The 15,875-nt window shown below is 65.0% G+C and carries 15 protein-coding genes; 7 read left to right on the top strand and 8 right to left on the bottom strand.

The window, feature by feature from the left end; translation table 11 throughout:
• Positions 1-13: 13 nt before the first annotated feature.
• Positions 14-1,168, top strand: coding sequence for a succinyl-diaminopimelate desuccinylase (gene dapE, locus CJD35_RS08930; RefSeq protein WP_017181005.1), 1,155 nt, complete (start codon positions 14-16; stop codon positions 1,166-1,168).
• Here the strand turns inward: dapE and CJD35_RS08925 are convergent.
• From CJD35_RS08925 to CJD35_RS08910, 4 genes are all read right to left on the bottom strand, one after another.
• The gene (locus tag CJD35_RS08925; protein ID WP_017181004.1) at positions 1,165-2,850 is read right to left on the bottom strand and encodes a putative bifunctional diguanylate cyclase/phosphodiesterase; all 1,686 of its coding nucleotides are present in this window, start codon (positions 2,848-2,850) and stop codon (positions 1,165-1,167) included. The two genes, dapE and CJD35_RS08925, sit on opposite strands and share 4 nt — an antisense overlap.
• Before the next feature lie 99 nt (positions 2,851-2,949).
• Positions 2,950-3,483: a Smr/MutS family protein gene (locus CJD35_RS08920; RefSeq protein WP_017181003.1), complete on the bottom strand. Its 534-nt coding sequence runs from the start codon at positions 3,481-3,483 to the stop codon at positions 2,950-2,952.
• An 11-nt stretch (positions 3,484-3,494) separates the two neighbouring features.
• A complete protein-coding gene (gene mltA / locus CJD35_RS08915) occupies positions 3,495-4,745 on the bottom strand; it encodes a murein transglycosylase A (RefSeq protein ID WP_017181002.1) in 1,251 nt (416 codons plus the stop codon).
• A 7-nt stretch (positions 4,746-4,752) separates the two neighbouring features.
• Positions 4,753-5,406, bottom strand: a complete 654-nt coding sequence (locus CJD35_RS08910) for a Tim44/TimA family putative adaptor protein (RefSeq protein ID WP_017181001.1) — start codon at positions 5,404-5,406, stop codon at positions 4,753-4,755.
• A 182-nt stretch (positions 5,407-5,588) separates the two neighbouring features.
• On the opposite strand from CJD35_RS08910, the gene secB reads away from it, so the two are divergent.
• The 5 genes from secB to CJD35_RS08885 all read left to right on the top strand — a co-directional run bounded on the left by secB (position 5,589) and on the right by CJD35_RS08885 (position 11,278).
• Positions 5,589-6,095 carry a protein-export chaperone SecB gene (gene secB / locus CJD35_RS08905; RefSeq protein ID WP_017181000.1) on the top strand — a complete coding sequence of 169 codons (507 nt, stop codon included), beginning with the start codon at positions 5,589-5,591 and terminating at the stop codon, positions 6,093-6,095.
• A 140-nt stretch (positions 6,096-6,235) separates the two neighbouring features.
• Entirely contained in the window at positions 6,236-7,822 is a 1,587-nt protein-coding gene (gene murJ, locus CJD35_RS08900) for a murein biosynthesis integral membrane protein MurJ (RefSeq protein WP_017180999.1), read from the top strand.
• Between the two features lie 7 nt (positions 7,823-7,829).
• Entirely contained in the window at positions 7,830-8,834 is a 1,005-nt protein-coding gene (gene trpS / locus CJD35_RS08895) for a tryptophan--tRNA ligase (RefSeq protein WP_017180998.1), read from the top strand.
• A gap of 154 nt (positions 8,835-8,988) precedes the next feature.
• Positions 8,989-9,645, top strand: a complete 657-nt coding sequence (locus tag CJD35_RS08890) for a DUF4136 domain-containing protein (RefSeq protein ID WP_017180997.1) — start codon at positions 8,989-8,991, stop codon at positions 9,643-9,645.
• Positions 9,646-10,045: 400 nt separating this feature from the next.
• Positions 10,046-11,278, top strand: coding sequence for a dicarboxylate/amino acid:cation symporter (locus CJD35_RS08885; RefSeq protein WP_017180996.1), 1,233 nt, complete (start codon positions 10,046-10,048; stop codon positions 11,276-11,278).
• 84 nt (positions 11,279-11,362) lie between these two features.
• On the opposite strand, the gene CJD35_RS08880 is transcribed toward CJD35_RS08885, so the two are convergent.
• The 4 genes from CJD35_RS08880 to mutM form a co-directional block, all read right to left on the bottom strand.
• Positions 11,363-11,944 (bottom strand): peptidylprolyl isomerase, encoded by a 582-nt coding sequence (locus CJD35_RS08880; RefSeq protein WP_017180995.1) that lies wholly within the window; start codon positions 11,942-11,944, stop codon positions 11,363-11,365.
• Between the two features lie 87 nt (positions 11,945-12,031).
• On the bottom strand, positions 12,032-13,432 hold the full coding sequence (gene dnaA / locus CJD35_RS08875; protein WP_017180994.1) for a chromosomal replication initiator protein DnaA: 1,401 nt from the start codon (positions 13,430-13,432) through the stop codon (positions 12,032-12,034).
• Between the two features lie 429 nt (positions 13,433-13,861).
• Positions 13,862-14,125: a 30S ribosomal protein S20 gene (rpsT, locus tag CJD35_RS08870; protein WP_017180993.1), complete on the bottom strand. Its 264-nt coding sequence runs from the start codon at positions 14,123-14,125 to the stop codon at positions 13,862-13,864.
• Between the two features lie 118 nt (positions 14,126-14,243).
• Positions 14,244-15,056, bottom strand: a complete 813-nt coding sequence (gene mutM / locus CJD35_RS08865; RefSeq protein ID WP_026002041.1) for a bifunctional DNA-formamidopyrimidine glycosylase/DNA-(apurinic or apyrimidinic site) lyase — start codon at positions 15,054-15,056, stop codon at positions 14,244-14,246.
• Between the two features lie 82 nt (positions 15,057-15,138).
• Here mutM and CJD35_RS08860 point away from each other — a divergent pair, with 82 nt between their 5' ends.
• A complete protein-coding gene (locus CJD35_RS08860) occupies positions 15,139-15,870 on the top strand; it encodes a class I SAM-dependent methyltransferase (protein ID WP_095686992.1) in 732 nt (243 codons plus the stop codon).
• The last annotated feature ends 5 nt before the right edge of the window (positions 15,871-15,875 follow it).

Below are 15,875 nucleotides of genomic sequence, written 5' to 3'. Positions count from 1 at the left end.
CTAACGCACGGGCATGACCATGACCAGAGCCAATGATGACGTGGTGGCGCTTGCCCGGCAGCTGCTTGCCTGTCCATCCGTAACGCCAGCGACCGGGGCGGTGTTCGCCGCGCTTGAGGACATGCTGCTGCCTTTGGGCTTTACCGTGGATCGGTTCGTGGTCGGCGAAGCGCCCGACGGGCCGGTCGAAAATCTGCTGGCATGGCGCACTACCGGCGCAGGGCCGCACTTCGCCTTTGCCGGACATCTGGACGTGGTGCCACCCGGTCCCGGCTGGACCAGCGATCCGTTCGCGCCGGAGATTCGCGGCGACCTGCTCTACGGACGCGGCGCGGTGGACATGAAGGGATCGATCGCTGCCTTCGTCGCCGCGCTGGGCACCCTGTCCGACGACCTGCCCGGTACGATCAGCCTGATCATCACCGGGGATGAGGAAGGCCCGGCCGTCTATGGCACGCTGGCGCTGATGGAGCGGATGGCCGCGCGCGAACTGCGCCCGGACCTGTGTGTCGTGGGTGAACCGACATCGTCGGCCCGGCTGGGCGATGTGGTCAAGATCGGGCGGCGCGGGTCGGTGAATATGTGGATCAGCGTGGCCGGAACCCAGGGCCATGTCGCGTATCCGCACCTGGCCGACAATCCCGTGCCCCGTCTGGTCCGCATCCTGGCCGCGATCGATGCGCTGGTGCTGGACGAAGGGACCGACTGGTTCCAGCCCAGCAATATAGAGATTACCGACATGGAGGTTGGCAACCCGACCACCAATGTCATTCCCGGCGCGGCGAACGCGCGCATCTCTATACGCTTCAACGATCAGCATAGCGGTGCTTCGCTCGTCGAACGGATCAGTGCGATCGCGGCGGCCGAGGGCGGCACGGTGATGGCCAAGATCAGCGGCGAACCCTTTCTGACCGCACCGGGCACATTGTCCAATCTGGTGTCGGGCGCGATCCGGCAAGTAACCGCCGTGGAGGCGGAACTGTCCACCACGGGGGGCACGTCAGACGCGCGCTTCCTCTCGCGCCTGTGCCCGGTGGTGGAGTTTGGCCTGAACAATGCGACCATGCACAAGCTGGACGAGGCCGTCGCGGTGCAGGATCTGCACGATCTGGTCGAGATTTACCGGCTGATCGTGGAGCGGGCGCTGGGTCAGCCAGTCGGCGCTTAACCCGCGTCGCGTTCCAGCATGGCGGGGTTCCCGGTGTAGCGGCCCAGATAATCCTGCTCGCCGGTCGGCATCGCCAGATGATAGCCCTGAAACAGGGTGCAGCCGATGACGCGCAGCATGTCCATCTGCGCCTGATTCTCTATGCCTTCGACCACCACTTCCATGCCAAGCCCTTGAATCAGGCCGACGACGGCCGAACAGATGGTCCGCGCTTCGGATGATGTGGCAATGTCGCGCACAAGGCTGCGGTCGATCTTCACCCGGTCGACCGGCAATTCCTTCAATCGCGACAGGTTGGAATAGCCGGTACCGAAATCGTCGATCGCGATACGCAACCCATCGCGGCGCAGGGCGGCAAGTTGGTCGAGCACCCTCGCTTCCATGTCCATCGCGAGCGATTCGGTGATTTCCAGTTCCAGCATGCCGTTTGGCACCTGATGCGTGGCGATGGCGTGGCGCAGGCGCAGGAAAAAATCGGCCTGACCCAGTTCGCGGGTGGAAATATTGATGGCGATCCGCTGATGAATGCCTGCGCGCGACCAGCGGGCGGCCGTCTCGCAGACCCGGCTCATCACCCAGTCCCCCAGCGCGACGATGGTCCCGCTTTCCTCCGCCACCGGCACGAACACGCCGGGCATGACGATATCGCGCTCTGGATGCGCCCAGCGCACCAGGGCTTCGGCGGCCACGGCGCGGCCCGTCTGAATGTCGATCTGCGGCTGGAATTCCAGCAGAAATTCGTCGCGCTCCAGTGCCAGAAGCAGGTCGCGCTCCAGGTCGGCGCGGTCGGACGCTTCCAGCGCCAGCGCGTCGCTGTACATTTCCGCGCGGCCACGCCCTTCATGCTTGGCATGATACATGGCGATGTCGGCGGCGCGCAGCAGGGTGGACAGCGTATCGCCATGGTCGGGATAGCAGGCGATGCCGATCGACGCGCCCAGATCGACATGCTGGCTGCCAAGGTCAAAGCGCTCACCCAGCGCGAACTGGATGGCGCGGGCGATGCGCGCGGCGGCGTTGTGGCCCGACAGGGTCGGGAAGAACATCGTGAATTCGTCACCGGCAAGGCGACCGATGACCGCGTCCCCCATCCCTGCGCCGATCTGCGCCATCACCACTTCGCGCAGCCGGCCCGCAACACGCGCGAGCAGCTGGTCGCCCGCGGCATGGCCCAGCGTGTCGTTGACGCCCTTGAACCCGTCCAGGTCGATGAAGAACAGGGCGGCCATGCCCCCCTCCTCCCGCTCGGCCAGCAGGCGTTCGACCTGGCGGCAGAAGCTGGTGCGATTGGCAAGCCCGGTCACCTGATCGAACAGGGCAAGCGCCTGGACATGGTCGAGATTGGTGCGGACCTGACTGAACAGGCTTTCCAGCGCGACCGACAGATCCGGCAATTCCAGCCCGATCTCCCTTGGCACCGACGACTGGAGATCGCCATGGGCGGCGGCCAGCAGGCGTTCGGTGGCGGCGTCGATGGCCGTCGCGGTGGTGGCGATGGTGCGGCGCGCCGACGCCCAGCTCATCGTACCGCACAGAATGGCGATGATCAGCGCGCGGCCGATCTGGACGATGTCATCCTGCGCGCCGGGCGTATAGCCCAGCACCAGCGACAGGATGAACACCAGCGCGCCCGCGGCGCAGGCAAAGGCAGCGGCGCGGCTTTTCAACGTTACGCCGTGCATCTGCCTCCTTACCCCCGCAAGCGACCCCGAACAGGATCATGATCCGCCGGATATGAAGGACAGTGGTTAAGAAAAGATCAGCGAAAGCGGGGGATGGCGTTATTTTTTGCGCCGCAAAACAAGGTAGAGCGCACCGTCGCCGCCATGACGCGGATGGGCGATGCGCACGCTGGCTATGCGGTCGGCATAGGGGCTGGTTTCGATCCAATGACCGATTTCGCCACGGATGGCCCCGCGCCGCGAAGCGCCATCCGCTGCGTTTTTGGGCGGCTTGCCGGTGACGACGAGCAGGACGCGGGCGTCGCGCGCCAGCGCCGATGCGATCGCCTGATTTAGCCGGACATGCGCCGCCGACAGGCTGTGGCCATGCAGGTCGATGCTCATGTCGGGGCTGATCGTGCCGCCGCGAATGCGCTTTTCCCAGCCGGTATCGAGCACGGCGGCCGGTGTACGCACCGCGACGGGGGTCGGCGTCTGCAGCAGCGGCGGCGTTAACCCTGTTTTGGGCGTGATGGCCACTGGCTGCGTCGGGAGCGCTGGCATCACGCGGCCATGCGGCCGGATCGGCCGGACCGATCGGGTCAGCGCGGTCCAGAGCGCGGCCTCATCAGGGGACAGGTGCCGCCGCGCCATCGGACGACCGGTCAGGGCCTTGCGAGGCGCGCCGCCGAACCAATCGGCAGCAGGACCAGCGCGCTGCCGCGCGCCGACATGCCACCGGCAATGCCCCGCGCCCGCGCGCCTGCGCCCCAGAAACTGTCGAAGCGATTGGCCCCCTTGATCGCGCCGCCAGTATCCTGTGCGATCCACACGCCATTGGGTTCGGCCCGATCAAGCGAAAGCAGCACCGGCGCGCCCAGCGGAATGAATTTGGGATCGGCGGCCACAGTCGCCTCCGCCGTCACGGGCACGCCCAGCGCGCCGATCGGTCCAGCGCCGGTCAGTTCGCGGAAAAAGACGAAACTCTTGTTTTCATTCATGATCGCCGCGCCCTCGACCGGGTTGGCGCGCAGATAGGCCATGATGTCCTGCATCGACCCCACCTGAATCAGGCCGCGATCCTTCATCAGCTTGCCGATGCCGCTATAGTCGCGGCCATTCTGCCCGTCATAGCCAATCCGCATGACGCTGCCGTCGGGCAGATTGAGACGCCCGCTGCCCTGCACCTGAAGGAAGAAAAACTCGACCGGATCAGCCGCCCAGGCCAGTTCCAGCCCGCGTCCGGCCAGCGAGCCAGCCACGATCTGGGCGCGTTCGTCATAGGGGATGAATTTGGTGCCGGATACCTTGCCCCGGATCGTGCGGCCTTTCAGAGCGTCACTGAACTGGCCGAGATCGACGTCGATCAGGTCGGTTGGGCGGCGGTAAATCGGAACCTCATAGCCCGGTTGGCGGGTGCGCGATCCCGCGATTTCCGGCTCATAATAGCCAGTGACGAAGGCCGTGCCGGCGCCCACCTGCACCGCTTCGAAATAGCGGGAGAAAAATTCGCTGGCGGATGCTTCGGGCCAGCTAGCCGCCGCCGCGCAGCTATTGTTCCAGTCGGACCCCTTGGTCAGGCCGCTCTGGTCGGTGCGGCGCATCAGCGTCGGGCAGGATATGCGGAAGGCTTCGAGCGCCAGCCGCGATCGTTCGCCCGACGGGATCAGGCTGGCGATGTCAGGGCCGCGCGTAACGCCAAGGCCCGCGGCGGTGCTGCTGTCCATCGCCGGATCGGCAGGCATTTCGACCGGCAAGGTCGGCCGCGGTACAGCAGGCGTAGGGCGCGTGGCCGTACCCGACGGCACGGGACGCGACGGAGCGGGGCCGCCGGCAGAGGGCGGGATCATGCCGCCCGCGCAGGCGGACAGTGCCAGCGCCGCCATCAGCGCGCCCGCCCTATGCCGAAAATTCATGCTGCGATCACGCCTCGTCGGTTTCGCTGAGCTTCCAGTTGGGATCGGCGCTGCGAATGTCGCGGGTGAAGGTCCAGATGTCGTTGGTGCCGATCGCGTCGGTCATCGATCCGGCAACGACATTGCCGTCCTTGTCGCGGGTGATCGCCGCGATGTCCGCTTCGAATTGAAGCGCAACCTGTGCGATCCGGCCATCGACCGACGCCTCGACGATCCGCGCTTTTTCGATACGGACCAGCCGGTTGTCGAGGACATGACCCTCCGCCTCGCGGGCGGCGATCGCCTCCTCGAACGACGCGCGCACATCGTCGTCGCACAACCAGGCGATTTCATCCCGATCGCCGCGCCAGAAGGCTTCCAGCACCATGCGATAGGCGCTCTTTGCGCCATCGACAAATTGCGGCACGTCGAAGCTGCGGTCTGCGGCGATCAGCGCACGGACGCCCATTTCGGCACCCGGCGCGATCAATCCATCGGCCAGACGCACCGAATCGCCCGACATCTCAGTGGCGGGGCGCGGTTGCAGCACCGTCACCTTGGCGCGGTCCTCCGCCGGGCGCAGCGCAGGCTCCTGCTCATGCCCGGTACGCTTGCCGAGCACGGAATAGAGCCGCAGCGCCAGAAAACCGGCGATCATGGCGAGGATGACAATCACATACACGGAAGGCTATACCCTTTGTGTGGGAACAATGTTCCGAACAACATAGGCATGTTTGCGCACAACTTCAAATAGGGGGTTGCACGGCGCGGCATTGCCCTGCCCTTCCGCCCCTGCTAAGCGCGCGGGTCATCGCACAGGGGGGCTTGCCGCCCACCGGACAACAGGGAAAGCCAGGACAGACAATGGCCGACGAAGTCGACACCAATTTCACCGTGAACAGCCAGATGAATGGCGCCGATACCGCACCGCAGATCGCGCTGATCAGCCAATATGTGAAGGATCTCTCTTTCGAGAATCCGAACGCGCCCGCCTGCTACCAATGGCAGGACCAGCCGCAGATCGACGTCCAGTTCAACATCGGCGCCGACAAGGTGGGCGACGAGGTGCTGGAAGTGTCGCTGAAGATCGAGGTCAAGGCCGTCGCACCGCAGGGCACCGCCTTTGCCGTCGAACTGCTCTATGCCGCGCTGTTCGGCATGCGCAATGTGCCCGAAGACCAGGTCCAGCCCTTCATGCTGGCCGAAGCGCCGCGCCTTATCTTCCCCTTCGCCCGTCGCGTGCTGGCCGATGCGATCCGCGACGGCGGCTTCCCGCCGCTGCTGCTCGACCCGATCGACTTTGGCGCACTGTACCTGCAACAGGCGCAGCAGATGGAAACGACCGCAGGCGAGCCTGCTGGCCACGCCTGAGCCTGTATGAACTCACCCTCCGTTCGGGCTGAGCCTGTCGACGCCTTGTCCGTCTTTGCGCAAGAAAGGACGGCCCTTCGACAGGCTCAGAGCCTGCCCCCCCGCTCGGTCGGGGGCGAACGGGTGGAGGAGATATTGTCATGGGCCTGCTGAGAGCCACCTCCACCATCGGCGGGCTGACGCTGATCAGTCGGATATTGGGGATGGTGCGCGACATGCTGGTCGCGCGCTTTCTGGGCGCGGGGCTGGCGTCGGACGCCTTTCTGATCGCCTGGCGCCTGCCCAACCTGTTTCGCGCCCTGTTTGCCGAAGGCGCCTTTGCCGCCGTGTTCGTGCCGATGTTCAACCGGACGATGGCGGAAGGGGACAGGGACGCGCCGGGCAGCGGCAAGGCGGCGGCGGTCGCCTTTGCCGGGCAGATATTGTCGATCCTGTTTCCGGTGCTGGTCCTGTTCACCGGCCTCATGATGGTGCTGGCCGCGCCGGTGGTCTGGGCAATGACCGGCGGTTTTCCCGATGGCGGCCCGGCCAAGTTCGACCTGGCCGTCACGCTGACCCGCATCACCTTCCCCTATCTGGCGCTGATCAGCCTGGTGTCGTTGCTGGGCGGGATATTGAATTCGCTCGACCGTTTCTGGGTGAATGCCGCCGCGCCCGTGCTGCTGAACCTGTGCATGATCGGCGCCGTGCTGTTTTTTCGCGGCGCTACCCCGATCGAAACCGCGCATACGCAGGCGATTGCAGTCACGGTGTCGGGGGTGTTGCAACTTTTATGGCTGACCTGGGCCTGTCGCCGGGCGGGTGTGGTGCTGCGGCTCCAGCGCCCGCGCCTCTCGCCCCAGGTGCGCCGGTTGCTGTCGTTGATCGGCCCGGCGGCGCTGGGCGCGGGGGCGATCCAGTTCAATCTGCTGATCTCGACCAGCCTTGCCGCCCGCTTCCTGCCACAGGGCGCGGTCAGCTATCTTTATTATGCCGACCGGCTGAACCAGTTGCCGCTCGGCCTGATCGGCATCGGCGTCGGCACCGCCATCCTGCCCGCGCTTTCGCGCCAGATCGGGTCTGGCAATGAGCAGGCGGCCAGCCATACCCAGAATCGGGCGATGGAACTGGCGCTGTTCCTGGCCCTGCCCGCCGCCGTCGCGCTATGCCTGTCGGCAACGCCGCTCATTCGCGGGCTGCTGCAACATGGCGCGTTCACGGCCAACGACACGATCGGCGCGGCGGGCGCTCTTGCCGCCTTTGCCCTTGGCGTCCCCGCCTATGTCCTGATCAAGGTGCTGACGCCCGGCTTCTACGCACGGCAGGACACGAAAACGCCCGTGCGGGTCGCGGTGTTTTCCATGCTGTTCAATCTGGTCGGCAATCTGACCCTCATCTGGCCCTTCGGTCATGTCGGCGTGGCGATTTCCACCGCGATCGCCGCCTGGGTCAATGTGCTGGTCCTCTACTGGCTGCTCCACCGCCGCGACCAGTTGCGCATGGATGCCCGTTTCCGGGGCAAGGCGCTGCGCATCATCCTGGCCAGCGCGATCATGGGCGTGGCGCTGCTGCTGCTCAATCCGCTGGTCGATCCCTATATGTCGGGCAGCGTGACGCAGCGCATCATCGCGCTTGGCCTGTTGTGCGGCATTGGCGGTCTGGTCTATGGGGCGGCGGCCCTGATCGTCCGGGCCTATAGTATCAGCGAATTGCGTGGCGCCCTGCGCCGTGCGCCCAAAGCGAGTTAATCGATCCATGCGCGTCCTTTCCGGCATCCAGCCCACCGGCAATCTGCACCTTGGCAATTATCTGGGCGCGATCCGCAACTGGGTGAAGATGCAGGACGAGATGAACTCGGAGAGCCAGTGCTTCTTCTTCCTGGCCGACATGCATTCGATCACCGTGCATGAGGGGCGCGAACAGCGCATCCGCAACGTGCGCGACATGGCCGCCGCGCTGGTCGCCGCCGGGATCGACCCCGACCGCTCCGTCCTGTTCAACCAGGCCCGCGTGCCCGCCCATGCCGAACTGTGCTGGTTGCTGAACGGCACCGCACGGATCGGCTGGCTGAACCGCATGACCCAGTTCAAGGACAAGGCAGGCAAGGACCGCGAAGGCGCGTCGGTCGGCCTGTTCGTCTATCCGGTGCTGCAAGCCGCCGACATTCTGCTCTATCAGGCCAGCCATGTGCCGGTGGGCGAGGACCAGAAGCAGCATCTGGAACTGTGCCGCGACATCGCGACCAAGTTCAACACGGATTTCGGCAGGGACGTCTTTACCCTGCCCGCGCCGATCATCCCCAAGGAATCGGCGCGCATCATGTCGTTGCGCGACGGGACGGCGAAAATGTCCAAATCCGACCCCAGCGATCTAAGCCGCATCAACCTGACCGACGATGACGATGCCATCATGGCCAAGGTGAAGAAAGCCAAGAGCGATCAGGACATGCTGCCCGAAACTGCCGAAGGGCTAGCCGGGCGTCCCGAAGCGACCAATCTGGTCGGCATATTGGCGACGATGACTGGCCGCACGACCGATGCGGTCTGCGCCGAATTTGCCGGCAAGGGCTTTGGCGCGTTCAAGCCTGTGCTGGGCGAAGTGCTGGTCGAAACGCTGCGCCCGATTCGCGAACGCTTCCTGCAATTGCGGACCGACGACGCGATGCTGGACGCGATCCTGGACAAGGGCGCGGCAAAGGCGGCGGCGGCGGCGGAGCCGACGCTGCGTGCGGCCTATGATGCGATGGGCCTGATGCGCTGACGGGTTTGGCGGGTCCGCGACGTCCTTCAATTGACAGAACATGCTTTGCGCCCGTTCGGTTACTTCGTGCGTTCAAATGATGTTCAGTTGCGTTTTGCTATCGCAACGCGCACATAGTTGATTAGGCTTCATGCCTGGTACAGGACGCAGAAAAATGACCCGTTTCAAGAAGTTCGGCATGTTCGCGGCCCCCGCTCTGGCGCTGGCTGCGCTTTCTGGCTGCGCGACGCCGTTCAAGGCCGACGTCGCCCGCTTTCAACAGCTCCCCGCCCCGGCTGGCCAGAGTTTCACCATCGTCGCGGACAATCCGCAACTGGCTGGTGGCCTTGAATTTTCCCATTACGCCGCGATGGTCGGCCAGCGCCTGAGCCAGACCGGCTATGTCGCGGCTGGCGATCCGGCCAGCGCCGACCTTATCGTGCGCGTCGCCTATGATGTCGACAATGGCCGCGAAAAGGTGCGCTCGACCGGCTTTGGCGGCCCCTATGGCGGCTGGGGCGGTGGTCCTTGGGGTGGCTGGGGTGGCCGTTGGGGTCGCCCATGGGGCTATGGCTTTTATGATCCCTGGCTGTTCGGCGCCGGCGGCTTCAACGATGTGTCGAGCTATACCGTCTATACCAGCGACCTGAGCCTCAAAATCGACCGCGCGGCCGACAATCGCCGCCTGTTCGAGGGGAAGGCCAGCGCGCAATCGCTGTCGAACAAGCTGACCTACCTCGTCCCCAACCTGATCGACGCCATGTTCACCAACTTCCCCGGCCAGAATGGCGAGGATGTGAAGATCACCCTGCCGCCCGAAAAAAAGAGCTGAGGCAGGCACAAGTTACGGGGCGGCTCCCAGCCTGACCCGATTGGCCCGGTCATCCCATGCGGATGGCCGGGCCTTCTTTTTTTGGCGGCATGCGCTTTGCCAGCCCGGCATGAAAAATTCCTCCCCTGCAAGTGGAGGGGGACCGCCGCGTAGCGGTGGTGGAGGGGTATCGCCCTGTCGAGAGCGCGACACCCCTCCGTCTGGCCTCCGGCCAGCCACCTCCCCTGCAAGGGGGGGATGATCTTTGTCCAGGTGCGGAAAGACGTTGGGGCGTTCATTTTGGCAGCGAACGCCGCCTCCAAGCCGCAAACGGGGCCGATCCGCATTTTTTCCTGTCATCCTGCCTGCAACAGCCATTAGCCTGTCGGCGCGCGCCGATGCGCCGGGAGGAAACCAGCCTATGTCCCTGACCGTCCGCATCCTGATCGCGCTGCTGCTGGGGCTGGGCCTGGGCATCGCGCTGACCGAATGGGGCGGCGCGTGGGAGGGGGATGTCGTCGCGCTGGCGCAGCCGGTGGGTTCGGCCTGGCTCAATGGTCTTCAGATGCCGCTCATCCCGCTGATCTTCGCGCTGCTGGTGACGGGCATCGCGCAGGCGGCCACGACCGCGCGGAGCAGCGGCATGGCCGGGCGCGCGATCCTGCTGTTCGCCCTATTGCTGACCGCCTCTGCCGCCGTCGCCGCGCTGGTCGGGCCGCTGATGCTGCGTCTGTGGCCAGTGCCGCCCGGCGCGGTGGGCGCATTGAGCGGGGCGGAAGGAATAGCGCAGGTGCCGGACGTGCGCCCGTCCGCGCAATGGCTGCTGGGCTTCATCCCGACCAATCCGATCCGGTCGGCGGCTGAAGGCCAGGTGGTCGCGGTGGTGCTGTTCGCCCTGATCTTCGGCTTTGCCGTCACCCGTATCGCCGAGGCCCGTCGCGCCCAATTGACCAGCCTGTTCGAGGCGCTGGCCGAGGCGCTGCTGGTCGTTGTCGGCTGGGTGCTGTGGCTTGCCCCGATAGGCGTATTCGCGCTGGCGCTGGTGGCGGGCGCGCGATCGGGCCTCGCGACGGCTGGCGCGCTGCTCCATTATATCGGCTTCATCGTGCTGATCTGCGTCATCGTGACGCTGCTGGTCTATCCGCTGGCGGTGCTGCTGGGCCGGATCGGACCGGGCCGATTCGCGCGTGCCGCCCTGCCGGCTCAGGCGATCGCCTTTTCGACCCAAAGCTCGATCGCGTCGCTGCCCGCGATGATCCAGGCGAGCGACGGGCCGCTGGCGGTGCGGGAGACCAGCCGCTCGATCGTCCTGCCGCTTGCCATATCCCTCTTCCGCATCACCAGCCCGCCCGCCAATCTGGGCGTCGCCCTTTATGTGGCGGCGATGAACGGCGTGGCGCTGGGACCGACGCAGTTGGTGATGGGGGTACTGGTCGCCGCGATCGTCAGCCTGGCAGCGGTCGGCCTGCCCAGCCAGATCACCTTCTTCACCACCACTGGTCCCATTTGCCTCGCCATGGGCGTGCCGGTGGAGGCGCTGCCGCTGCTGCTGGCCGTGGAGACGGTGCCTGACATTTTCCGCACCGTCGGCAATGTAACGGCGGATATGGCGGTAGCGCGGATTGTGGACCAGCAGGGTGAGGTCGGCGAATAGCCACGACGTGCTCCCGCGCAGGCGGGAGCCCAGTTCGGTGGGCGGGACTGGGTTCCCGCCTGCGCGGGAACACCACAGCTCTGCTTAAGGCACCCGCCGCGCCGTGAGGATCTTCACCGGAGTTTCGAGCATCTGCCCCTTCATCACCCCTTCCCCGGCGGTCGCGGATTTGGGCGCGGTCAGTATGGCTTTCACCACGTCCAGCCCCTCGACCACATGGGCGAACACGGCAAAGCCCTGATTGTCGCCAGCCGCCTCCGGGTGCGCGTCCATGCCGGGCATCTTGCCCAGCACGATGAAGAAGTCGGCGGTCGCGCTGCCTGGCGCATAGCGCGCCATCGACAGCGCGCCATCATCATGGGTCAGGCCCGTCAGCGTCGTCGGTTCATGCTTGATCGGCGGCAGCAGCCGCTTGGGATCATTTTGCGCCCCACCCTGGACGAAACCATAGTCCGCCGCGCCGACGCCGCGATAGAAATTCGTGCCATCGAGACGCTTGCCATCGACATAGGCCAGGAAGTTGGCGGCGGTAATCGGCGCCTTTTCGGCATGGACAGCCACCACGATACGCCCCGCTGTCGTATCGAGCGCGACGCGGACATCATCCTGCGCAATGGCAGGCAAAGGCAGGAGGGCGACGAGGAGGAGAAGCAGGGCGCGAATCATGCCCTTAGTCTAGGGTCTCGATACTCGATCCGAAAGTGTGTTCCCGCCTGCGCGGGGACACAACCACCTACGCCCTGTGCGCGCCGATCACCCCTCCAGCTGGCGCAGCAGCGCGCGCACGTCGGCGTCGATGTCGGGATTGCTTTCGCGCAGCCCCTCGATCGTGCGGACGGCGTGGATGACGGTGCTGTGGTCGCGCCCGCCAAAGATACGGCCGATTTCCGGCAGCGAACGCGGCGTCATCTTCTTGGCCAGATACATGGCGACCTGACGCGGGCGGGCGACGGCGCGGGCGCGCCGCTTGGACCGCATTTCCGACGCATCGATCTTGTAGTGGGCTGCGCACAGCTTCTGGATTTCATCGACCGTGATGCGCCGGGCATTGGCGCGCACGGCGTCGGCCAGCATCCCCTGCGCAAAGTCGAGGTCGATCGCGCGCCCCGTCAACTGGCCATAGGCGACCAGCTTGTTGAAGGCGCCCTCCAGTTCGCGGACGTTCGACCGGATCGAGCGGGCCAGGAAATCGATCACCGCGTCGGGGACCGGCGGATCGCCCGCCACGGCACGCTTGGCCTCCAATATGGCGAGGCGCAGGTCGAGATCGGCCGGCAATATGTCGGCGACCAGCCCGCCCGCGAGGCGCGACAGGATGCGCGCGTCGATCGATTCGAGCCGCTGGGGCGGACGATCCGCCGTCACGACGATGCGCGCGCCCGAATCGATGAGGTCGTTGATCGTGTGGAGAAATTCCTCCTGCGTCGATCCCTTGCCCGCGATGAACTGAATATCGTCGATCAGCAGCAGGCGGGCTGCGCGCAGCTTCGCCTTGAACGCCATGGTTTCATTGGCGCGCATCGCGTTGACGAATTCCACCATGAAGCGTTCGGCCGACATATAGAGGACCGGCGCGGCAGGCGAATGATCGGAAAAGGCGCGGGCGATGGCGTGGAGCAGATGGGTTTTGCCCTGCCCGGTCCCGCCATGGATGAAAAGCGGGCTGAAACGCGGTTCCGCCTCCCCCGCCATGGCAAGCGCCGCCGAGCAGGCCAGCCGGTTGCTGTCGCCGGTGACGAAGTCGGCAAAGGCGTGACGCGGCTGAAAATTGGAGGCGACCTGCTGCGGCGCGGGCGCAACCGTCGGTTCGACCCGGACGACTTCGAGCAGGCGCGGACCTGTCGCATCGGCGGCACGGTGCAGGCGGACTTCGCGCACGCCGACATTGGCCGCGCGCCACGCCATGCGCAACCGATCGCCAAATTGACCGGACACGAAATTGGCGCTGAAATCAGTGGCGACCAGCAGGTCGAGCGTCTGCGATTCGGGGCAATAGTCGCCCAGCCGTACCGGCTTCAGCCACTGGTCGAACATGCGCGCGCCAATATCGCGGCGCAGCCCGGCACGGATAGCGGCCCAGGCGGCCTCCAGGCCGGAATCAGCCTGGCGTCCCTCTCCATCCTCCCAAGCCGTCACTAACGCATGATCCTTCATAGACTTCGCCGACCCTACCCGCTGCCCCCGGTTATGGGCAGGAAAAAACACGCACGACACCCGATCGGAAAAGCCCCCGCTTTGCCGAGTATGATGCGTCAACCAGTCACAAGACGACCGCCAAAAGGTGATTCGATGGCGGCCGGATTTCAAAAATAGACAGGGGTGCAGGGTGGGATCAAGGGCGCGGCCATTCAAAAAATGAAATAAAGCCGTTGACTCAGCAAACCCGCGGAAAATGAAGGACAATGAAATTATTGTTCTTTTTCAATAATTTATATCGCTACCACTATGCTGCAATGCGTCGAATCGCCGGAAATGCGCGTGTCTGCATTATGACTGGTCCGTGACGGACGTGGCGAAACGACAAAAAGCCCGCCCCAATGATGGGGGCGGGCCTTTTTTGTACCGTTACTGACCCGGACGGGTTCAGCCGAGCGCGCTGACAGCCTTGGTCAGGCGGCCAAACTTGCGCGCGGCGGTGTTCTTGTGCAGCACGCCACGGGCAACACCACGCGCCAGTTCAGGCTGCACGGTCTGAAGCGCGGTCGCGGCCGCTTCCTTGTCACCGGTGGCAAGCGCGGCTTCCACCTTCTTCACCAGGGTGCGGATCCGGCTGATGCGGGCGCCGTTGATGGCAGCGCGACGTTCGTTGCGGCGGATGCGCTTCTTGGCTTGCGGCGTATTGGCCATTTAGAGTCCTCGGTTCTCGTCAATATATGAAAAGAGACCAGTCGGACTCGCCAACCCGCCTCATGAAGGTGCGCGCCTTACAGCGGTTCATTCCAGCCGTCAACCAGTGGGCGGCATCCTACTTCTGGCATTTCGGGCAGAAAAAGGTCGATCGCCCGCCATCCACCCGGCGCTGCACCGTGCCGCCACATGGGCATGCCTCCCCTTCGCGGCCATAGACGCGCCATTGCTTGGAAAAATAGCCCAATTCCCCGTCGGGCCGGGCATAATCGCGCAGCGTCGATCCGCCAGCGACGATGGCGGCCCCAAGCACCGCCCGAATCGCATCGACCAGCAGCGCCAGGCGCGCCCGACTGATCCTGCCCGCCGCGCGGGTCGGCGCGATGCCCGCCATGTTGAGCGCTTCGCACACATAGATATTGCCAAGCCCCGCCACGATTCGCTGGTCGAGCAGCGCGGCCTTGATCGACGTCGCCTTGCCATCGAGCGCGCGCGCCAGCGCCGCTGCGTCGAAATCCGGCCCCAGCGGCTCCGGTCCCATCCGGGTGAAGGGGCGATAGGTTTCCCAAGCATCGCTGCGCACCAGATCGACCGAACCGAAGCGGCGCGGATCGTTGAGCGCCAGCAGCCGCCCCGCCCCGGTTTCCAGAATCAGATGGTCATGGGTGCCGATTTCGCTGGGGTCCACCCGCCAGCGCCCGGACATGCCAAGGTGAAATATCATCATGTCGCCCCGGTCGGTGGCGATCAGCCCATATTTGGCGCGGCGGGTGAGCGCCGTCACCGTCGCGCCGGTCAGCCGCTGGCGCAGGTCGACGGGAATGGGAAAGCGCAGGTCCGCCCGGCGCGGCTCGACACGGGCAAGAACCGCGCCCTCCAGCACGGATCGCAGGCCTGCTAAGGTGGTTTCGACTTCGGGAAGCTCTGGCATGAAGGACATCTAGGCAAAGCCGTTGCCAATTCCCAGCTTCTTGGCTGGAACGACGCGCAATCTCTGTCTAGAGGATCATCCCATGAGCGAAACAGCATCCTTTGGCTATCGGGACGTCGATGCCGCCGAAAAACAGGGCATGGTCCGTGCGGTCTTTTCCAATGTCGCGGGCAAATATGACCTGATGAACGACGCCATGTCGATGGGCGCGCACCGGCTGTGGAAGGACCAGTTCGTCAGCCGGGTGAAGCCCCGGCCGCATGAGGCGATACTGGACATGGCCGGCGGCACTGGCGACATCGCCTTTCGCATGCATAAACATGGCGCCAACGTCACCGTGTCGGACATCAACCCCGAAATGCTGGGCGTGGGCATGGAGCGCGCGCAGAAAAAGGGGCTGGATGGCCTGATCTGGTCGGAACAGAATGCGGAGGAACTGACCTTCGCCGACCGCAGTTTCGACGCCTATACGATCGCCTTTGGCATCCGCAACGTCACCCATATCGACAAGGCGCTGGCCGAAGCCCATCGGGTACTCAAATTCCGCGGGCGGTTTTTCTGCCTGGAATTTTCCACGACGACCTGGCCGGGCTTTTCGGACGTCTATGACGTCTATTCGCACAAGCTGGTTCCGCAACTGGGCAAGCTGTTCGCCAATGACGCCGACAGCTATCGCTATCTGATCGAATCGATCCGCCGCTTCCCCCCCATGCCCAAGTTCGAGGGCATGATTCGCGATGCCGGGTTCGTGAACACGAAGGTCGAGCCGATCCTGGGCGGGCTGGTGGCGATCCATTCGGGCTGGAAGATTTGATCCCG

Source organism: Sphingobium xenophagum (assembly GCF_002288285.1).
Lineage (GTDB): Bacteria > Pseudomonadota > Alphaproteobacteria > Sphingomonadales > Sphingomonadaceae > Sphingobium > Sphingobium xenophagum.
Note: the sequence above shows the minus strand (reverse complement) of the source record. Positions and strands in the feature narration are given on the sequence as shown.

Excerpts from the sequence above, each read along its gene's own strand:
- murJ (WP_017180999.1), top strand. The coding sequence starts at position 6,236 with ATGGGCCTGCTGAGAGCCACCTCCACCATCGGCGGGCTGACGCTGATC.
- mutM (WP_026002041.1), bottom strand. The coding sequence starts at position 15,056 with ATGCCAGAGCTTCCCGAAGTCGAAACCACCTTAGCAGGCCTGCGATCC.
- CJD35_RS08925 (WP_017181004.1), bottom strand. The coding sequence starts at position 2,850 with ATGCACGGCGTAACGTTGAAAAGCCGCGCCGCTGCCTTTGCCTGCGCC.
- dnaA (WP_017180994.1), bottom strand. The coding sequence starts at position 13,432 with ATGAAGGATCATGCGTTAGTGACGGCTTGGGAGGATGGAGAGGGACGC.
- CJD35_RS08880 (WP_017180995.1), bottom strand. The coding sequence starts at position 11,944 with ATGATTCGCGCCCTGCTTCTCCTCCTCGTCGCCCTCCTGCCTTTGCCT.
- rpsT (WP_017180993.1), bottom strand. The coding sequence starts at position 14,125 with ATGGCCAATACGCCGCAAGCCAAGAAGCGCATCCGCCGCAACGAACGT.
- CJD35_RS08920 (WP_017181003.1), bottom strand. The coding sequence starts at position 3,483 with ATGGCGCGGCGGCACCTGTCCCCTGATGAGGCCGCGCTCTGGACCGCG.
- CJD35_RS08890 (WP_017180997.1), top strand. The coding sequence starts at position 8,989 with ATGACCCGTTTCAAGAAGTTCGGCATGTTCGCGGCCCCCGCTCTGGCG.
- mltA (WP_017181002.1), bottom strand. The coding sequence starts at position 4,745 with ATGAATTTTCGGCATAGGGCGGGCGCGCTGATGGCGGCGCTGGCACTG.
- CJD35_RS08885 (WP_017180996.1), top strand. The coding sequence starts at position 10,046 with ATGTCCCTGACCGTCCGCATCCTGATCGCGCTGCTGCTGGGGCTGGGC.
- CJD35_RS08860 (WP_095686992.1), top strand. The coding sequence starts at position 15,139 with ATGAGCGAAACAGCATCCTTTGGCTATCGGGACGTCGATGCCGCCGAA.
- secB (WP_017181000.1), top strand. The coding sequence starts at position 5,589 with ATGGCCGACGAAGTCGACACCAATTTCACCGTGAACAGCCAGATGAAT.
- trpS (WP_017180998.1), top strand. The coding sequence starts at position 7,830 with ATGCGCGTCCTTTCCGGCATCCAGCCCACCGGCAATCTGCACCTTGGC.
- dapE (WP_017181005.1), top strand. The coding sequence starts at position 14 with ATGACCATGACCAGAGCCAATGATGACGTGGTGGCGCTTGCCCGGCAG.